Origin of the sequence: Amycolatopsis sp. NPDC102389 (genome assembly GCF_044765885.1) — a bacterium.
Lineage (GTDB): Bacteria > Actinomycetota > Actinomycetes > Mycobacteriales > Pseudonocardiaceae > Amycolatopsis.
The window spans coordinates 7,982-26,111 of the sequence record NZ_JBIWKX010000026.1 but is presented as its reverse complement, the minus strand read 5'-3'; the positions used below and the strand labels follow the sequence as shown (position 1 = coordinate 26,111).

The window sequence follows — 18,130 nt, the reverse complement described above, 5'->3', positions numbered from 1 at the left end:
CCCGCGTGATGCGATCGGCCACCCGCAAGGAAGAGGCACTCTGGCTGCTCGAACGGCTGGTGCCGGGCAGCGGGGTCAACAACCTGCACCTGGCCTTCCGGGTGTCCGGCGAGCTGGACCTCGTCCTGCTCGACCGGGCGCTGTCGGTGCTGGTGCGCAGGCATCCGGCGCTGCGGACCGTTTTCCGCGCGGGTGAGACCGGGCTGTCGAAGGAGATCCGCGAGGATCTTCCGGTCGCCTTCGAAGACCGGGAATGCCCGGCGGACGAGGTGGAGGCGCGTCTCGCGGCGTTCGTCGCCGAGCCTTTCGACCTCGACGGCGGTGCCTTGGTACGCGCGCTGCGGCTGCGGTGCGCGGGCGAGGACGTGTGCTGCGTCGTCGTGCACCACCTGAACTTCGACACGGTGTCCGCGGCGGTGCTGTACGAGGAATTCGTCGCGGTCTACAACGCTTTCGCCGCCGGCGAGGCCGTGCCGTCGGAGCTGGAGGGCACCGCGGTGACCCTCGACGAGACGGAGCCGAAGCCGGAGAGCCTGGCCTTCTGGCGCGAGCAGCTGCGCGAGGTCCGGCCCGATGAGCTCGAGCTGTCCTGCGGCAAACCGGACGTGGCCGAACCGAACCTGGCGGGCGCGCAGGTGACGTGGCAGTTCGCCCCGGAGACCGTCCGAGTGGTGCGGGAGCTCCAGAAAGCGTTGCGGGCGCCGGAAGCCGTGGTGCTGCTGGCCGCGTATTACCTGCTGCTCCACGCGCACGGCGCCGGTCCCGACCTCATCGTGGGCTCGCCGATGAACGTCCGAGGGCGGGAGACCGCCAGGGCGGTCGGCTATCACGTCAACGTGACGCCGCTGCGGCTGCGGGTCGACCCGGCGGAGGACTTCCGCGCCCTGGTCCGGCGGGTCAGGGGAGTGTTCTTCGGCGCGCTCACCCATCTGGACGTCCCGGTGGACAACCTGCTCGCCGAGATCCCGCGGACGGGTTCGTCGTGGCGGCACACCGTGTTCCGGCACGTGTTCAACTACATCCCCGAGACCGGCACGCCGTCGTTCCGGCTGGGCGGCCTGCCCGCCGAGCCGCTCGCGGCCGAGCCGGGTTTCAGCAAGTTCGATCTGGAGTTCTTCCTGTTGCCGACCGCGGACGGCATCCGGGTGCGCGCCGCGTACTACACCGAGGTGCTCCGCCAGGCGGACGTGCAGGCGTTCGTACGGCGCTATGAAGCGTTGCTGTTGTCGCTGGCGGAGGATCTCGATCGCCCGGTCGGTGACGCCCGTGTGTTCAGCGCCGAGGACGACGCGGTCATCGGGAAGGCCAATCGCACCGGCAAACCGGTCGCGTGGCCGTCGGTGGTGTCGGCCGTCGCCGCGGTCGTCGAAGCGACACCGGAGGCGGTGGCGGTCGAGGACGGCGACCGCGAGGTGACCTACCGGCAGCTGTGGGACACCGCGTCCGCGACGTGCGAACGGTTGCGCGACGCCGGCGTCGGTCCCGGTGAGGTCGTCGCACTGGTCGCGCCGCGGAGCGCGGAACTCGCGGCGGCCGCGCTCGGCGTCTGGCTGGCGGGCGCCACCTATCTGCCGCTCGATCCGGACCACCCAGAACAGCGCATCGCCTACCAGCTGGCGGATTCCGGCGCCAAGGTCGCGCTGGCCGAGACGGCGATCCCGGAAGGGTCAAGCTGCCGAGCGCTCGCGTTGACCCCGGTCGGCTCGGTCCCGTCGTCCCGGATCCCGCTCCCCGCCACCGACGCGCCGGCCTACCTCATCTACACGTCCGGCTCCACCGGGCGTCCTAAAGGGACAGTCGTCGGGCACCCGGCGCTGGCCAACCTGATCAGCCATTTCGCCGACGAACTCGGCCACCGCGGCCAAGCCGGAACGCTCTGGCTGACCACGTTCTCCTTCGACATCTCGGCCCTCGAACTGTTCTTGCCGCTGGCCACCGGCGGACGGCTCGTCGTCGCGCCGGACGAAGCCCGCGTCGACGGCGGTGTGCTGAAGGAACTGTTGGGCCGCCACGAAGTTTCGACACTGCAGGCGACACCGACCACCTGGCGCCTGGTCGTCGACGACGTGTCCGGGAAGCTGGCTGGTCGGACCGTGCTGTGCGGCGGTGAACCGCTGCCGGCGTCGCTGGCGCGGCGGCTGGTGGACACCGGGTGCGAGCTGTGGAACGTCTATGGCCCAACGGAAACGACGATCTGGTCCACCGCGGGCCGGGTGCATGACGGCCGGATCACCGCGGGGAGCCCGATCGGGAACACGACGGTGTTCCTGACCGACCCGAGCGGCCGGGAACTACCCGTCGGCGTGACCGGCGAATTGTGCATCGCGGGCACGGGGCTGGCCGAGGGTTATCACGACCGGCCGGAACTGACCGATGCGCGATTCGCAGTGCATCCCCGCCACGGCCGCTTCTACCGGACCGGGGATCTGGCCCGCTGGCTGGAGGACGGCACCCTGGAGCTGCTCGGCCGGGCCGACCGCCAGGTCAAGCTGCGGGGCAACAGGATCGAGCTGGCCGAAGTCGAGTCGGTGCTGCTCGCCCACGACGAGGTCGCGGGCGCGGCGGTGGTCGTGTCCGGCGACGTACTGGTCGCCTACGTCGAGGCGGGAACGGAACCCGGCCTGGTGGACCGGCTCTGGGCACACGCGAGCGCCCTGCTGCCGAAATCCGCGGTGCCGCAGGAGTTCGTCGTGGTCGACCGGATCCCGCTCACCGGCAACGACAAGGTGGACTACCCCGAACTCGTGCGGCGGGCAACGGACCGAGCCGTGGAGCGCGCCACCACGCCTGACGAAGAGCAGGAACTCGACCCGTTGACCGCCGACGTGGTCGAACTTTTCCGGGAGCTACTCGACCGCGGTGACATCGGGCCCGGCACGAACTTCTTCGCGCACGGTGGCCACTCGCTGCTGGCGGCCAAGCTGGCCCAGCAGGTCAAGAACCTGACCGGTGTGCGGGTCCGCCTCACCGACGTCTTCGCCCACCCGACCCCGGCGGCACTCGCGGACTTCGTGCGAGCCGATTAGGCGCTGTCCGGTTTGTCTGCGACTCCTTTAAGGTCCACAAAGGACGCGTGCTGGCGGTCTGAGGTCCGTTTCATGTATGTCGCTCCTGCGTACGTCTTCATGTACTTCGGCAAGGCGCGACTCGCGTGCTTGGGGACGTAACTCGCGTGTCTGGAGGCCGCACTCTCGAGTGCGGAGTCTGAACACGCGAGTTACGTCTACGAACACGCGAGATCCGGGTCCGAGCACGCGAGTGCGGTGTCGCGTCACCCCAGCCCACCGTTGTGGACGGGTGGGGTCGTGCAGCCGGAGCGACACCCGGGTACGGAGACCGCCAACAGGCCTTGCAGGACACCGCCTCGATCGTCAGTCGAGACCTTCGACGATGCGGAAGTCGCGCTCGAAGCCGTTGGGGAGTGCGGCCAGCGCCTCTTGGTAGGCCGCGCTTTCGTAGGCGGCGACCGCCCGTTCGAAGCTGTCGAACTCGATCAGGACGACGCGCTCGGCGATACCGGCTTCGTGGGCGACGACCCGGCCGCCGCCACGGGCGAACGTCCGCCCGCCTGCGGCTTTGACGGCCAGACCGGCCAGTTTGTTATAGGCGTCAAGCCTTCCAGGGTCTGTGATGGCGGGGTAGACGCTGACCCAGTAGCCCTTGGGCATCGAACCTCCAGTGGTGTATCTCGACTTACGGGTTGGTCGCGGGTGAGCGTCGCCGGGCGAGGGCGAGGCTTGTCACTGTCGTGATCGCCATGGCGCCGACGCCGACCAGCGCCGCGGTGGTGTAGGCGCTGTCGTCGGGGAAGAGATGGCCGGGGCCTGTGCCCGCGGCGAGGATCAGGCCGCCGATGGCGCTGCCCAGGGCGTACCCGACGCTGCGGACGACGTAGTTGAAGCTCATGGCGCTCGACGTCTCGCTCTGCGGGGTGACGGCCAGGATCACGCCGGGCATGGCGGCCGAGAAGCTGCCGACGCCGAAGCCCAGCACGCCCATGGCCGCGAGCAGTTCGGCCAGGTTGGACCGGGCGGTGGCGAACAGGACGAACCCGCCGCCGACGATGGCGGCGCTGCCTGCCAGGAGCAGTGGGCCGTTGATCCGTTCGCGGACCCGCGGCGTGAGCTTGCCGGCGACGAATCCCAGCACGGAGAACGGGATGAGGACGAGCCCCGCGACGAAGGTGGTCAGTCCGAAGCCGTAGCCCGCGTTGTGCGGCGTCTGCGCGTAGCGGGTGATGAGCGTGAGCAGGAGGTACATGCCGATCCCGCCGACGAACATGGCGATGTTCGCCCCGGCTACCGCCGGGTGCCGTACCGCCCGGACGTCGACCAGGGGCGTCTTGCTTCGCAGTTCGGAAACGGTCCAGACGCACAGCAGGAGCACGGCGGCGACGGCCAGGGCCACCGCCACGGCGAGTTGCCGGCTCCACAGGCTCCTCTCGCCGGCCAGGAACAGGACGAGGAGCAGTCCGCCCGCCAGAACGAGCGCTCCGGGCACGTTCACGCGAGCGGCGCGGCCTTCGGGAGCCGCGGGCATGGAGCGCCACGCGGTCACGAAGGCGATGGCGGTGACGAGCAGGCCGAGGCCGTAGGCGGCCCGCGGCCCGCCGAACTCGGCGAGCAGCGCGGCCAGCGGGTAGCCGACGCCGGCTCCGATGATGGACACCACCGAGATCAGGGCGATCGTGGCCGCGCCGCGCTTCTCGGGGAGATGGTCGCGGGCCACGCCCATCATCAGCGCCGTGAGGCCGAGCCCGACGCCTTGAGCCGCTCTGCCCACGAGCAGCCAGGCGAACGGCAGCGGCAGCACGGTGAGCGCACTGCCGACGACGACGATCGCCAGCGTGGCGAGAATCGTGGCCCGCCGGTGCGGACCGGCTCCGAGCCTGCCGAGGACGGGGGTGGCGACGGCGCCGCTGAGCAGGGCGATGGTCAGCGTCCACTGCGCGCTGTCGAGGGAGACGTGGAACGTGGTCGCCACGCTGGTGATGAGCGGCGTCCCGAGGCTGGCGACCGCCGCGACGACCAGGGCGATGAACATCAGGGCGGGGACCAGCAGCCGTGCCTCGGAACGGATCTGGGCGGTGCTCATGGGGTGTGGCTTTCGAGCTCCGCCAGACGCAGCAGCGCCGGAAGGGCCGCCGCCAGGGCCTCGACCTCGTCATCGGTGAGCTCGTCGATCAACCGCGTGTACGCGTCGACGCCCGCCTGGCGTCGCGCCCGGACGTACGACGCGCCGGCCTCGGTCAGGCTCACCAGCGTGACCCGCTTGTCGGACGGATCGCCCTTCCGCTCGACCAGCCCGGATTCCTCCATCACCCGGACCAGGACGGTCATCGCGGGCTGGGTGACGCCCTCGGCCGCCGCCAGATCGGTGATCCGTCGCGGGCCGGTCTTGTCCAGCGTGGCCAAGGTGGCGGCGGACGTCAGGCTCATGTCGCGGGGAAGGCGTCTCACGGCCCTGGTGGCCAGACCGTAGAGGGCTGACCCGATGGCGGCGGTTCGGCGTCTCACCGCTAAAGCATAGCAGCTTTATATTAATCCTTTATGCATCTCTCGATCGAGCCGTGACCGGAACAGCGTCGTCCATTGTGGATTCCGTGGCGTTGGACGGGAGCAGGCGGAACAGGGCCATCGCGCTGACCATGCTGACGCCGCAGATCGCGGCCAGGTACCAGGTGATGCCGGTGGTCGAGCCGGTGGCGTTGAGCACCGCGGTGGCGATCATCGGGGCGAGCCCGCCGCCGAGGATCGCGCCGCCCTGCAGCAGCAGCGACATACCGGAGAACCGGACGTTGACCGGGAAGGTGTCCGCGATGATCGCGCCCTGCACGCAATGGGTGATCGGGACGACCAGGCCCATACCCGCCAGCGCGAGCATCGCGAGACCGGTGTTCCCGGTGTTCAGCAACGGGAAGAAGGCGAGGCACCACAGCAGGAGCGCGGCCGACCCGGCGACGAACATGGTGCGCCTGCCGTGGCGGTCGGCGATCCGGGTCCAGGGCGGGATGGTGGCGAACCACAGCACCGCCGATCCGGTCACCGAGAGGATCAGGAACTGCCGGTCGTAGTGGAGGCTCTGCGTCCCGTAGGACAGGGTGAAGACCATGAACACGTAGGCGACCGCCGAGTTCGCCACGCCGACCAGCAGGGTCAGCGCGAGCCTGCCGAAGCCGACCTTGAGCGCCGCGCCGAGCGGGAACCGGACCACCTTGTCGTCTTGGGCCACCTTGGTGAACGACGGCGATTCGGTGATCCGCAGCCGGATCATCAGGCCGATCGCGACCAGCACGAAGCTCAGGAGGAACGGGATCCGCCAGCCCCACGAGGTGAACGCGTCGGCGGGCATCACCGCGCTGCTGCCGAGGAACAGCAGATTCGCCAGTACGAGTCCGGCGGGTGTGCCCATCTGCGGGAACCCGGCGTACCGGTTCCGCTGACCGGCGGGCGCGTGTTCCATCGACATCAGGGTCGCGCCCGCGCCTTCGCCGCCGAGCCCGATGCCCTGCACGATCCGCATCGCGACCAGCAGGATCGGCGCCCAGATACCGATCGCCTGGTAGTTCGGGATCAACCCGATCAACGTGGAGCCGATGCCCATCAGCATCAGCGAGATCACCAGCGTGGACTTGCGGCCGATCCGGTCGCCGAAGTGGCCGAACACCAGGCCGCCGAGCGGGCGGGCGATGAAGCCGACGGCGAAGGTGCTGAAGGCGGCGAGGGTGCCGACCGTGGGGCTGAGCGAGGGGAAGAACTGCTTGTTGAAGATCAGCGCGGACGCGGTGCCGTAGAGGAAGAAGTCGTACCACTCCAGGGTGGTTCCGGCGAGGGTGGCGGCGGCGATCTTGCGGGGCGCGGGTGCGTTCATCTGCGATAACCCCATCGAGTCAGGCGGCAGCCGAGCGCGGCTGCCGGCGATTGGGCAGAAGCCTGACACCGTGAGGCATAGGCCACAAATGCCGAATCCTCGGTCTGTCATGCCTAGATGGGTATATCTCGGCGTGCCTGATCGGACGACACGCGTGACTGGATGGACGGCACGCGTGATCAGGCGGACGACGCGGTATGTCCGAGCGGGCATAGCTGGGACGTGGATACGCATTTGTCCCGCATGGCTCAGCGGGCCACAGTGGACGGCATGACGCAGTCAGTGCGGTGGATCCGCAACTTCGTGGACGGTGAGTTCGCCGAACCGGACGGGCCGGGGTTCCCGGCGGTCGATCCGGCGACCGGCGCGGAGTTCGCCCGGGTGCACGAGGCGGACCGTGAGCTGGTGCACCGCGCGGTGACCGGCGCTCGCGCCGCGTTGCACAACGGCTGGGCGGACACTCCGGTGCGGGAGCGGACGGCGTTGCTGCGCCGGGCGGCCGACCGGATCGAGGCCCGCTTCGAGGAGTTCGTCGCGGCCGAGGTCGCGGACACCGGAAAGCCGGTCACGCAGGCCCGGGAACTGGACGTGGCCCGCGCGGTGGCGAACTTCCGCACGTTCGCCGACGTCATCGCGGCCGCCGGTCAGGAATCGTTCGTCACCGATCTGCCCGGTGGGGCGCAGGCGCTGAACTACGCGGTGCGCAAACCGCTCGGCGTGGTCGCGGTGATCGTGCCGTGGAACCTGCCGCTGCTCTTGCTGACCTGGAAGGTCGCGCCAGCGCTCGGCTGCGGCAACGCGGTCGTCGTCAAGCCGAGCGACCAGACTCCGTCCACCGCGACCCTGCTGGCCGAGGTGCTGGCCGAAGCCGGCTTGCCTGCAGGCGCCTACAACGTGGTGCACGGCTTCGGCGGCGACTCGGCCGGGCAGTACCTGACCGAGCATCCCGGCATCGACGGGGTGACGTTCACCGGCTCGTCCGCCACCGGAACCCAGGTGATGCGCACGGTCGCGCCCCGCGTCCGGCCGGTGTCGTTCGAGCTCGGCGGGAAGAACGCCGCCCTCGTGTTCGAGGACGCCGATCTCGACGAGACGCTGGCCGGGCTGACCCGGTCGGTGTTCGCGAACACCGGGCAGGTGTGCCTGTGCACCGAGCGGGTGTACGTGCAGCGCTCGGTGTTCGACGACGTGGCCGCCGGGCTGATGGACCGGGCACGCGGGCTGCGGCTCGGCGACCCGTCGGCGGAGCGGACGACCACCGGCCCGCTGATCTCGCCGGAGCACCGGCGCAAGGTGCTGGACTACCTCGCGCTGGCCGAGCAGGCCGGCGTCAAAACCCTGATCGGTGGCGGAATCCCCGAGCTCGGGCCGGAACTCGACGGCGGTTCCTGGCTGGAACCGACCCTCTGGACCGGCTTGACCAACAAGGACCGGCCGGTGCGGGAGGAGATCTTCGGCCCGGTGGCCGCGCTGATCCCGTTCGATACCGAGGACGAGGCGATCGCGCTGGCCAACGACACCGAATACGGGCTGGCGTCCTCGGTGTGGACCCAGGACCTGCGCCGGGGACACCGGGTCGCGCAGGCCATGCACGTCGGCATGTCCTGGGTGAACACCTGGTTCCTGCGCGATCTGCGCTCGCCGTTCGGCGGGATGGGGCTTTCCGGGATCGGCAGGGAGGGCGGCGCGTCTTCGCTGCACTTCTACACCGAGCCGACGAATGTGTGCGTGCGGCTGTGAACGCGTCGATCGAAGCGGCCGCCGCGCGGCTCACGACCGCGGCAAGCACCGCGACGCCGTGCCCGCCGGTGCGGGAATTCCTTGGCGCGCAAGATGTCGACGCGGCCTACGCGGTGCAACGCAGGCTGCGTGACGACCGGGTCGAGGCGGGCGCCAGGGTGGCCGGGGCGAAGATCGGGCTGACCGCGCCCTCGGTGCAGCGGCAGTTCGGCGTGTACCAGCCGGACTTCGGCGTGCTGTTCGACGACATGCTGTACGCCCACACCGAACCCGTTCCGTATCGGCGGTTTCTGCAACCGCGTGCCGAGGGCGAGATCGCGTTCGTACTCGGCCGCGATCTGGATGTGCCGGGAGCTTCGGTCGCGGACGTGCTTCGGGCGACCGAGTTCGTGCTGCCCGCGATCGAGATCGTGGACTCCCGGATCGATGCCTGGGATCTGTCCATTGTGGACACGGTCGCGGACAACGCGTCCAGCGGCGCGGTGGTGCTGGGATGCACCCCGGTCTCGTTGACCGGCCGGGATCTCGCCGCGACCGGGATGACGCTGGAGCTGGACGGTGAGCCGGTGTCGTTCGGCGCGGGCCACGCCTGTCTCGGCTCGCCGGTGGTCGCGGTCGCCTGGCTGGCTCGCGAGCTGGCCGCCCGCGAGCAGCCGTTGCGCGCGGGCGACGTGGTGATGTCCGGGGCGCTCGGCCCGATGGTGCCGGTCACCGGCGCGGGCCGGTTCCGGCTGCGGCTGGACGGGCTCGGCGAGGTCGACGCGGTGATCGAGGAGGAAACTCAGTGACAGTAACGGTTCCGGTCGCCGTCATCGGCTCCGGCAATATCGGCACCGATCTGATGATCAAGGTGCTGCGGTTGTCGAAGACGCTGCGGATGGCCGCGATGGCGGGTATCGACCCGGCGTCGGACGGGCTGGCCAGGGCCGCCAGGCTGAAGGTGGCGACCACCCACGGCGGCATCGACGGCCTCGCCGCGTTGCCGGAGTTCGCCGACGTGCGGGTGCTCTTCGACGCGACGTCGGCCGGCGCGCACCGGCGGCACGCCGAGGTGGCCGAGGCACACGGCAAGCTGATGATCGACCTGACCCCGGCCGCGCTCGGCCCGTTCGTGGTGCCGCCGGTGAACCTCGACGAGCATCTCGCCGCGCCGAACGTGAACATGGTGACCTGCGGCGGACAGGCCACGATCCCGATGGTGGCGGCGGTTTCCTCGGTCGCCCCGGTCGCGTACGCGGAGATCGTCGCGTCGATCTCGTCCCGTTCGGCGGGGCCTGGGACCAGGGCGAACATCGACGAGTTCACCGAGACCACCGCCGCCGCGATCCGCGAGGTCGGCGGCGCCGCACTGGGCAAGGCGATCATCGTGCTGAACCCGGCCGACCCGCCGATCGTCATGCGGGACACGGTGTACTGCCTCGTCGAGGGGGAACCGGACCGGGAGAAGATCGCGACGTCGATCCGGCTGATGGCCGAGCGGGTGCGCGAATACGTGCCCGGCTACACCCTGAAACAGGAAGTGCAGTTCGACCAGGTGTGCCGTCAGTGGGTGCCCGAGCTCGGCCGGGAGATCTCCGGGCTCAAGGTCTCGGTGTTCCTCGAAGTGCTCGGCGCGGCCCACTATCTCCCGGACTACGCGGGGAATCTCGACATCATGACGTCGGCGGCGCTGCGCACGGCCGAGCGGATCGCCGAACTGAGGGGGTGGCTCGGATGAAGGTCTACCTCCAGGACGTGACCTTGCGCGACGGTATGCACGCGATGGGGCACGCGTACACAGTGGACCAGGTCCGGCGGATCGTGTCCGCTGTGGACAAAGCAGGCGTGGCGGCGATCGAGGTCGCGCACGGTGACGGCCTCGGTGGGTCCAGCGCGACCTACGGATTCGGCGCGCACACCGACGAGGAGTGGATCACCGCGGCCGCCGAGGTGATCGAGAACGCCACGCTGACCACGTTGCTGCTGCCCGGTATCGGCACCATCGGACAGCTGCGCCGCGCCTACGACCTCGGGGTGCGCAGCGTGCGGATCGCCACTCACTGCACCGAGGCCGACGTGGCCGCGCAGCACATCGCCTGGGCTCGCGAACAGGGCATGGACGTGTCCGGATTCCTGATGATGAGCCACCTTTCCCCGCCCGCGGCGCTCGCCGAACAGGCCAGGCTGATGGAGTCCTACGGCGCGCACTGTGTGTACGTCACCGATTCCGGTGGGCGGTTGACGATGAACGGGGTCGCCGAACGGATCGACGCGTACCGGCAGGTGCTCGGCGAGCACACCGAGATCGGCGTCCACGCGCACGAAAACCTTTCCCTTTCGGTGGCGAACAGCGTGACCGCCGTCGAGCACGGCGCCTACCGGGTGGACGTCGCGCTGGCCGGACAGGGCGCGGGGGCGGGCAACTGCCCGGCCGAGCCGTTCGTCGCGGTCGCCGACCTGCTCGGCTGGGAGCACGGCGCGGACCTGTTCGCGCTGCAGGACGCGGCGGACGATCTGGTCCGTCCGCTGCGGGAGCGGCCGGTCCAGGTGGACCGGGAGACGCTGACCCTCGGTTACGCCGGGGTGTACTCGAGTTTCCTGCTGCACGCCGAACGCGCGGCCGCCCGGTACGGACTGGACACCCGGCGGATTCTCACCGAGGTCGGCAAGCGCAAGCTGGTCGGCGGGCAGGAGGACATGATCGTGGACATCGCACTCGACCTGGTACGGAGCGGCACATGATGGCCACCGCGGAGATCTCGGCGCTCGCCGATCGGCTGGACACCGCGCAGACGTCGCGTGTGGACACTCCGAGCCTCGCCGACGATCACGAGTTCGGCATCGCCGACGCGTACGCGATCCAGGCGGCGCTGGTGGCCCGCCGGGAGGCGCGTGGCGAGCGGGTGCTCGGGGTCAAGCTGGGCCTGACCAGCAAGGCGAAGATGGCGCAGATGGGCGTGTCCGAGGTGATCGCCGGCAGGCTCACCGACGCGATGCGGGTCGCCGACGGCGGCGAGGTCTCGCTGGCGGGCTTCATCCATCCGAAGGTGGAGCCGGAGATCGCGTACCGGCTGGCCCGCGACGTCGACCTCGCCGACCCCGCCTTCGACGTCGAGTCCGCTGTGAACGCGATGGCCCCGGCGATCGAGATCATCGACTCGCGGTACCGGGATTTCCGGTTCACCCACACCGATGTCGTCGCGGACAACACTTCGGCCGCCGGATACGTGCTCGGCCCGTGGCGCGCGTTCGGTGAGGTGGCGAACCGGGCGGTGCGGCTGCGGTCGGGGGGCCGCGAGGTGATCGGCTCGACGGCGGCGATCCTCGGCGATCCGGTGCGCGCGCTGCACGCGCTGGTCGAGCTGTGCCGGAAACGGGACATCCCGTTGCGGGCCGGGCAAGTGGTGCTGGCCGGGGCGGCGACCGAGGCGGTGCCGTTCGCGCCCGGTGTCGCCGAGGCGGACATCGCCGGGCTCGGCCGGGTCTCGGTGCGGGGGCTGGCATGAGCGGGCGGGTGATCTCCGGACTGGCCAAGCCGAGGGGCCGGTTCCCGCACGTGAAGGTCGCGGGAGACCTGGTCTTCGTGTCCGGCACCAGCTCCCGGCGCCCGGACAACACGTTCGCCGGCGTCGAGGTGGACGAACTCGGCACCACGAACCTGGACATCCGCGCGCAGACCCGCGCGGTGATCGAGAACATCCGCGGCATCCTGCGCGAGGTCGGCGCCGACCTCGCCGACATCACGCAGATCACCACCTTTCTGGTTTCGATGAACGATTTCGGCGGCTACAACGAGATCTACGGCGAATACTTCGACGAAACCGGCCCGGCCCGCACCACGGTCGCGGTGCATCAGCTGCCGCATCCGCATCTGCTGATCGAGATCCAGGCGATCGCTCATCTGCCGAAAGACACGGAGGTCCCACGATGACCGGCATTCCCGAAGTGATCAATTTCCGGGCCTGGATCGCCGAGCACGAGCATCTGCTCAAGCCGCCGGTGAACAACCGGACCATGGCGCTCGGCAACGATTTCATCGTGCAGATCGTCGGCGGGCCGAACCAGCGCACCGACTTCCACGTCGACCCGTATGAGGAATGGTTCTATCAGCTCAAGGGCGCCATGCACGTGAACATCATGACCGACGAGGGCCAGAAGACCATCCGCATCTCCGAAGGCGACACCTGGCTGCTTCCGGGCGATATCCCGCACTCGCCGCAGCGCCCGGAGGCGGACTCGATCGGCCTGGTCATCGAACGCGTCCGCGAGGAGGGCACGCTGGAGAAGTTCCAGTGGTACTGCCTCGAATGCGCCGCGCTGGTGCACGAGGTGGAACTGCAGGTGCGTGACATCGTCGAGGATCTGCCGCCCGTCTTCACCGCGTTCTACGGCGACGAGCAGGCCCGCACCTGCGGCGGCTGCGGCGCCCTGCACCCCGGAAAGGGTTGAGATGACCGGCCTGATCGACATCCACACGCATTACGTGCCGAACGGCTGGCCGGATCTGCGCGCGGACGCCGGGCCGGACGCGCCGTGGCTGCGCGCGGAGACCGAGTCCGAGGCGATGATCATGATGGGCGACAAGGAGTTCCGCCGGATCGGCGCGGACTGCTGGAACGCGGAGACCCGGCTGCTGGACATAGACGCAGACGGCGTGCGCACCCAGGTGGTCTCCCCGACGCCCGCGTTCTTCAACTACGGCCGGACCGGCGAGCAGGCGGGCCGGATCGCCCGGATCTTCAACGATCTGGCGCTGGAGATCGTCGCTCCGGCGCCGGACCGGCTGATCCCGTTCTGCCAGGTTCCGTTGCAGGACACCGACGCCGCGTGCCGCGAACTGGAACGCTGCCTCGCCGCGGGGCATCGCGGGGTGGAGATCGGCAACCACGTCGGCGACCAGGATCTGGACAGCGCGGGGGTCGAGACCTTTCTGCAGCACTGCGCGTCGCTCGGGGTTCCGGTGTTCGTGCACCCGTGGGACATGGCGGATTCGCCTCGGCTGGACCGATGGATGGCGCGGTGGCTGACCGCGATGCCCGCCGAAACCCATCTGTCGATTCTGGCGCTGGTGCTCGGCGGGGTCTTCGACCGGATCGACGCGAGCCTGAAGATCTGTTTCGCGCACGGCGGCGGGTCGTTCGCGTTCTGGCTCGGCCGGATGGAGAACGCCTGGCATCGGCGGAACGACGTGATCGGCACCTCGGAGTTCCCGCCGTCGCACTACCTCGACCGGTTCCACGTCGATTCGGTGGTCTTCGACGAGCGGGCGCTGCGGCTGCTCGTGGACACGCTCGGCGCCGAGCGGGTGATGGTCGGCAGCGACTACCCGTACCCGCTCGGTGAACGCCCGGTCGGCGAGGTGGTGCGCAAGAGCGGTTTCCTGAGCGAGCCCGAGCGGCGGCTGATCACCAGCGGGAACGCCGAGCGCTTCCTCTCCCTGTCGTGACCGTCCTAACGGGACATTCCGGCGGCGACGTCGGTCAGGCTGCGGATCAGCGCGTCCACCGACGGGCTGAGCGTGCGCTGGGCGGGCAGGGTGAGCCCGACGCTGTGCCCGATGGGTTCCAGCGCCAGCGCGACCCTGGTGATCCTCGGATCGTCCTTGGTGATCAGGCTCGGCAGCGCGGCGATCACGTCGGTCTCCAGCAGCAACTGCCGCACGGTGAGGAACGAGGTGGTCTCCACCCGGTTCGCGGGCAGCGGGAAGTCGTTGCGGGTGAACAACTGTTCCAGCTCGCGGCGCAGCGCGGTCTCCGCGCCGGGCAGGATCCACGGGTATTCCGCGAGGTCGGCCAGCGAGACGCCGGTCGCGCCCGCCAGCGGATGCGCGGTGCGCACCACCAGATCCACCGACTCGTCGTACAGCTTGCGCCGCTCGATCCGCTCGTCCGAAGGCGCCGTCAGCCTGCCGATGATCAGGTCGACCCGGCCCGCCTCCAACTCGACCAGCAGCGCTTCCGGGGAGCCCTCCCGGACCACGATGGTGAGGTACGGACGCTCGGTCTTGATCGCCGCGATGGCGCGGGGCAGCAGCATGTTCGACCCCGCGAGATGGGTGCCGACCACGACCGTGCCGCGCTCGGCGTCGGCCAGTTCGGCGACGTGCCGCCCGGCCTGCTCGAGCTGGGCGAGCACCGCGCGGGCGTGCCCGGTGAACGCCTCGCCGAACACGGTCGGGGTGACGCCGCGCGGGCCGCGTTCGAACAACCGCACGTCGAGGATCTCTTCGAGCTCGTGCAGACTTCGGGTCGCCACCGGCTGCGTCACGTGCAACTCGGCGGCGGCCCCGACCACGGTGCCCTGCCTGGCCAGCGCGTCGAGCAGGACGAGATGGCGGAATTTCAGTCGGCCGTCCAGCAGGCGAGGCAAGATCACCGGCCGATCCTACCCGTGAGGTGCGTATGACCACGATTGTCCGAACCGGACCGATTCGCTACGCCACCGCGGCCCGATTCGCGCCGCCGGTCGCCGTTTCGGGGCAGCGGCCGTCGAGCGGGGAGATCAGCCCGCAACCGCCGTCCCGGCTGGACCGCGTGATGGGACCACCGCGCGACCGGCTCCCGCAGGGCGAGGACTGTCTCAACCTGACGGTCAGCACCCCGGGCCTCGATGCCGGACGCAGGCCGGTGCTGGTGTGGCTGCACGGCGGCGGATTCTCCAGCGGCGGCGGGCTGCTGGACTGGTACGACGGCAGCACGCTGGCCGCCGAGGGCGACCTGGTGGTGGTCGGCGTCAACTACCGGCTCGGCGCGCTCGGGTACCTGTGCCTGGACGGCGTCAGCCCCGGCAACCTCGGGCTGGCCGACCAGCTCGAGGCACTGCGCTGGGTGCGGGCCAACATCGCGGCCTACGGCGGCGACCCGGACAACGTGACGGTCGCCGGGCAGTCGGCGGGCGGCATCTCCATCCGGCTGCTGATGGACCTGCCCGAGGCGCGCGGCCTGTTCCGGCGGGCGATCCTGCAGAGCGCGCCGCTCGGCCTCGCCACCCGCCCGCCGGACCAGGCGGCCAGGCTCGGCCGGGTGTTCGCCGACGCGCTCGGCGCCGACCCGCATACCGCCGGGCTCACGGAAATCCTTGCCGCGCAGAAGGAAACCGCACTGGCCAACCTGCGGCTCACCGGCGACCCGATGGCACCCGCGTTCGTACCGGTGGACACAGCGGACGGGGCGTCCTTCGTGGACAACGTGCGCGACCTCGAAGTGTTGTACGGCTGGAACGCCGACGACATGACCGCGTTCCCCGGCGCCGCCGGGACCGACGAGATCTACGTCGAACCGCTGGCCGCTTTCGGCGACCGGCTGAGCAAGGCCGGCGCTGGCGTCTGCTCGTACCGGCTTGATTGGCGGCCCGAGGGTTCGGAGTTCGGCGCCACCCACTGCCTGGAACTGCCGCTGCTGCTCGGCACCGAGCGGGCGTGGCAGGACAGCCCGATGCTCGGCAAGGTCCCGTGGGCCGAGGTCGACGCCTTCGGTACCGCGCTGCGCGCCGTCTGGGCGACCTTCGTGCGCACCGGCACGCTCGATGCCGCTTCGGTCGAGGGTCGGCCGATCAGGTTCGCCGATTTTCGGTGACGCCGGGGTTCCTTCGCCTTACCGCTCAAAGAGGACGCTAGGGGACCAGGTCCGGCCGGACTCTCGCGATCTCCTGGGTCAGCTGCCGGACGATGGTGCTGTTCGGCAGTCTCAGTTCCACTTCGGGACCAGGAGTGGACGGGCGCGTGAACAGTTTCGCGTGGCGGCTTTCGAAGTACGGGTCCTTGGTAGTGAACACCAGGGCCGACGGGACGACCTTCGCGTTCGGGTCGCCCTGGGGCCGCGGGCGGGGTTCCTGCCCGCGCACCGCACGCACTTCGTCCCACTCGATCAGATCGGATTTGCGACCGGCTCGCCACCACAGACCACGTTCGTCGGCCGCGAAGCGAATCATGTGGGGGACGGAGCCGATCATCGTCAGCAGACCGCCCAGCGCGAGCGCGCCGAAGAGGAAGGACGCGGGGGCCGCGGGCATTTTGGCTCTGGGCGACGCCGACGGGTTCCCGACCTCCGGAAAGAGGGCGGCGAACCCGAAGAAGACCAACATGGCCAGTCCGCCGATGAACAACCAGCGACTGGACCGGTACTCGATTACGGGCGTCCCGGGAGTGGGTGACCATGTCTGTTCGGGCACGACCGGCAGCGTAACCGAAGACGTCCGGCCGGGCGTGTCATGGCCATGAGCTCCGCGCGTTGCCCCTACGGGCAGCCGGGCGTACCCGAAGGTCTGCCGCTGCGCGGCTGGACGGACGACGTCGGTGACGACGAATGTCCGGCGCATTTTCCCCCGTCCGGCGGCATGACCTGGACCCCTTGGCGTCCGGGGGAACCAGTTTCCCCACCTGCCGCGAGACGAGGTAACGGTTTGGGGCCGATGCGGATGGTGGCCACGGGCGGCTGGGTGGTTTCGCGTCTGCCGCGCGACGTGAGAATGGGGCGAAATGCCGTAACGGGGTTCGAGAATTCGGGTCATAAAAGGATGGTGCTCGCTTCGAAGTATGATGCGCGCGAGTGAACTTTCTCGACAGTGGATGAACCCGGCCGGACAATCGGATCGCGCGGCACCCCTGCTCCCATCATTCGGAGAAAAGGAAACCCATGCATGACGATGATGAACCAGTAGGCCGAGTGCTCGGCAGGCGGCAGGCGTTGATCCTGCTCGGCGCCGCCGGTGCGACACTCGCCGCCGCCGGCTCCGCCACGGCGAACGCCACCACCTCCGCCGCGGGCACCCCCGAGGTCTGCACGCTGGATTGTGTGGTCAAGCCAGAGCAAATGGAGGGTCCGTACTTCGTCGACGAGCGGCTCAACCGCTCCGATATCCGCAGTGAGCCGTCCACCGGACAACTGGTTCCCGGCACCGCGCTGGTAATCAATTTCACCGTGCAGCAGGTTCGGCAGCAGCAGTGCACGGCGCTGCCGGGAGCGATGATCGACCTTTGGCAGTGCGACGCTTTCGGGCTGTACTCCGACATTCCGTCCCAGGGCAGTCGTGGCCGCCGTTTCCTGCGCGGTTATCAGAACACCGACCAGGCGGGCACGGCCCGGTTCACCACCATTCTTCCCGGCTGGTACACCGGCCGCACGCTGCATATCCACGTCAAAATACGCACCGTCGGAACCAACGGCCGCCCGTACGAGTTCACCTCGCAGCTCTACTTCACGCCCGAGTTCGGCGCGGCCTACCTGCGGACCGATCCGTACCGGCGGAAAGGCCCGGCCGACACGACCAACAGCCGGGACTCGATCTACCGCAACGGCGGCTCCCAAATGCTGCTGCGCCCACAGCAGGCCGGAAACGGCTACACGGCGGACTTCGCCATCGGTCTCGACCTGTCGAACACCCAGGTCGGCCGTCCCGACTAACGGTGTTGCGGGAAGCCGCCACCTGGTCGTGGGGGGGGGGGGGGGGGGGGTTGTGACATTGCACCGAACCCACCCACAAGGGGGGGGGGGCCGGGGTGGGGGGGAGTGTCCGCCCCCGGGGGGGGTGCGGGGGGGTGGGG

At 69.7% G+C, this 18,130-nt stretch carries 17 protein-coding genes; 11 read left to right on the top strand and 6 right to left on the bottom strand.

Annotated features, from left to right (window positions below; translation table 11 throughout):
* Nucleotides 1-8 precede the first annotated feature (8 nt).
* The gene (locus ACIRGA_RS22190; RefSeq protein WP_400943885.1) at nt 9-3,026 is read left to right on the top strand and encodes an amino acid adenylation domain-containing protein; all 3,018 of its coding nucleotides are present in this window, start codon (nt 9-11) and stop codon (nt 3,024-3,026) included.
* 345 nt (nt 3,027-3,371) lie between these two features.
* Here the strand turns inward: ACIRGA_RS22190 and ACIRGA_RS22185 are convergent, their stop codons facing one another.
* The 4 genes from ACIRGA_RS22185 to ACIRGA_RS22170 are packed head-to-tail and all read right to left on the bottom strand — an operon-like array spanning nt 3,372 to nt 6,870.
* The gene (locus tag ACIRGA_RS22185) at nt 3,372-3,668 is read right to left on the bottom strand and encodes a DUF1330 domain-containing protein (RefSeq protein ID WP_400943882.1); all 297 of its coding nucleotides are present in this window, start codon (nt 3,666-3,668) and stop codon (nt 3,372-3,374) included.
* 25 nt (nt 3,669-3,693) lie between these two features.
* On the bottom strand, nt 3,694-5,094 hold the full coding sequence (locus ACIRGA_RS22180; RefSeq protein ID WP_400943879.1) for an MFS transporter: 1,401 nt from the start codon (nt 5,092-5,094) through the stop codon (nt 3,694-3,696).
* Complete coding sequence (locus tag ACIRGA_RS22175; protein ID WP_400943876.1) at nt 5,091-5,516, bottom strand: MarR family winged helix-turn-helix transcriptional regulator; 426 nt, start codon at nt 5,514-5,516, stop codon at nt 5,091-5,093. The genes ACIRGA_RS22180 and ACIRGA_RS22175 overlap by 4 nt, the downstream gene beginning before the upstream one ends.
* A gap of 31 nt (nt 5,517-5,547) precedes the next feature.
* Nucleotides 5,548-6,870: an MFS transporter gene (locus ACIRGA_RS22170; protein WP_400943873.1), complete on the bottom strand. Its 1,323-nt coding sequence runs from the start codon at nt 6,868-6,870 to the stop codon at nt 5,548-5,550.
* Between the two features lie 270 nt (nt 6,871-7,140).
* Here ACIRGA_RS22170 and ACIRGA_RS22165 point away from each other — a divergent pair, with 270 nt between their 5' ends.
* From ACIRGA_RS22165 to ACIRGA_RS22130, 8 genes are read left to right on the top strand one after another with little or no spacing between them, the layout of a single operon-like run.
* Complete coding sequence (locus ACIRGA_RS22165; protein ID WP_400943870.1) at nt 7,141-8,610, top strand: 2-hydroxymuconic semialdehyde dehydrogenase; 1,470 nt, start codon at nt 7,141-7,143, stop codon at nt 8,608-8,610.
* Nucleotides 8,607-9,398, top strand: a complete 792-nt coding sequence (locus ACIRGA_RS22160; protein ID WP_400943867.1) for a 2-keto-4-pentenoate hydratase — start codon at nt 8,607-8,609, stop codon at nt 9,396-9,398. Before ACIRGA_RS22165 ends, ACIRGA_RS22160 begins: the two co-directional genes overlap by 4 nt.
* Complete coding sequence (locus tag ACIRGA_RS22155) at nt 9,395-10,327, top strand: acetaldehyde dehydrogenase (acetylating) (protein WP_400943864.1); 933 nt, start codon at nt 9,395-9,397, stop codon at nt 10,325-10,327. Before ACIRGA_RS22160 ends, ACIRGA_RS22155 begins: the two co-directional genes overlap by 4 nt.
* A complete protein-coding gene (gene dmpG / locus ACIRGA_RS22150; protein ID WP_400943861.1) occupies nt 10,324-11,331 on the top strand; it encodes a 4-hydroxy-2-oxovalerate aldolase in 1,008 nt (335 codons plus the stop codon). The genes ACIRGA_RS22155 and dmpG overlap by 4 nt, the downstream gene beginning before the upstream one ends.
* Nucleotides 11,328-12,095, top strand: a complete 768-nt coding sequence (locus ACIRGA_RS22145; protein WP_400943858.1) for a 2-keto-4-pentenoate hydratase — start codon at nt 11,328-11,330, stop codon at nt 12,093-12,095. Before dmpG ends, ACIRGA_RS22145 begins: the two co-directional genes overlap by 4 nt.
* Complete coding sequence (locus tag ACIRGA_RS22140; protein WP_400943855.1) at nt 12,092-12,520, top strand: RidA family protein; 429 nt, start codon at nt 12,092-12,094, stop codon at nt 12,518-12,520. The genes ACIRGA_RS22145 and ACIRGA_RS22140 overlap by 4 nt, the downstream gene beginning before the upstream one ends.
* Nucleotides 12,517-13,038, top strand: a complete 522-nt coding sequence (locus ACIRGA_RS22135) for a 3-hydroxyanthranilate 3,4-dioxygenase (protein WP_400943852.1) — start codon at nt 12,517-12,519, stop codon at nt 13,036-13,038. Before ACIRGA_RS22140 ends, ACIRGA_RS22135 begins: the two co-directional genes overlap by 4 nt.
* Before the next feature lies 1 nt (nt 13,039).
* Nucleotides 13,040-14,035, top strand: coding sequence for an amidohydrolase family protein (locus ACIRGA_RS22130; protein WP_400943849.1), 996 nt, complete (start codon nt 13,040-13,042; stop codon nt 14,033-14,035).
* Nucleotides 14,036-14,040: 5 nt separating this feature from the next.
* Here ACIRGA_RS22130 and ACIRGA_RS22125 read toward each other — a convergent pair whose 3' ends face one another.
* Nucleotides 14,041-14,964, bottom strand: coding sequence for a LysR substrate-binding domain-containing protein (locus ACIRGA_RS22125; RefSeq protein WP_400943846.1), 924 nt, complete (start codon nt 14,962-14,964; stop codon nt 14,041-14,043).
* A 26-nt stretch (nt 14,965-14,990) separates the two neighbouring features.
* On the opposite strand from ACIRGA_RS22125, the gene ACIRGA_RS22120 reads away from it, so the two are divergent.
* Nucleotides 14,991-16,163: a carboxylesterase family protein gene (locus tag ACIRGA_RS22120; RefSeq protein WP_400943843.1), complete on the top strand. Its 1,173-nt coding sequence runs from the start codon at nt 14,991-14,993 to the stop codon at nt 16,161-16,163.
* 37 nt (nt 16,164-16,200) lie between these two features.
* Here the strand turns inward: ACIRGA_RS22120 and ACIRGA_RS22115 are convergent, their stop codons facing one another.
* Entirely contained in the window at nt 16,201-16,758 is a 558-nt protein-coding gene (locus tag ACIRGA_RS22115; RefSeq protein WP_400943840.1) for a hypothetical protein, read from the bottom strand.
* 464 nt (nt 16,759-17,222) lie between these two features.
* On the opposite strand from ACIRGA_RS22115, the gene ACIRGA_RS22110 reads away from it, so the two are divergent.
* Nucleotides 17,223-17,990, top strand: coding sequence for a twin-arginine translocation pathway signal protein (locus ACIRGA_RS22110; protein ID WP_400943837.1), 768 nt, complete (start codon nt 17,223-17,225; stop codon nt 17,988-17,990).
* Nucleotides 17,991-18,130: the final 140 nt, after the last annotated feature.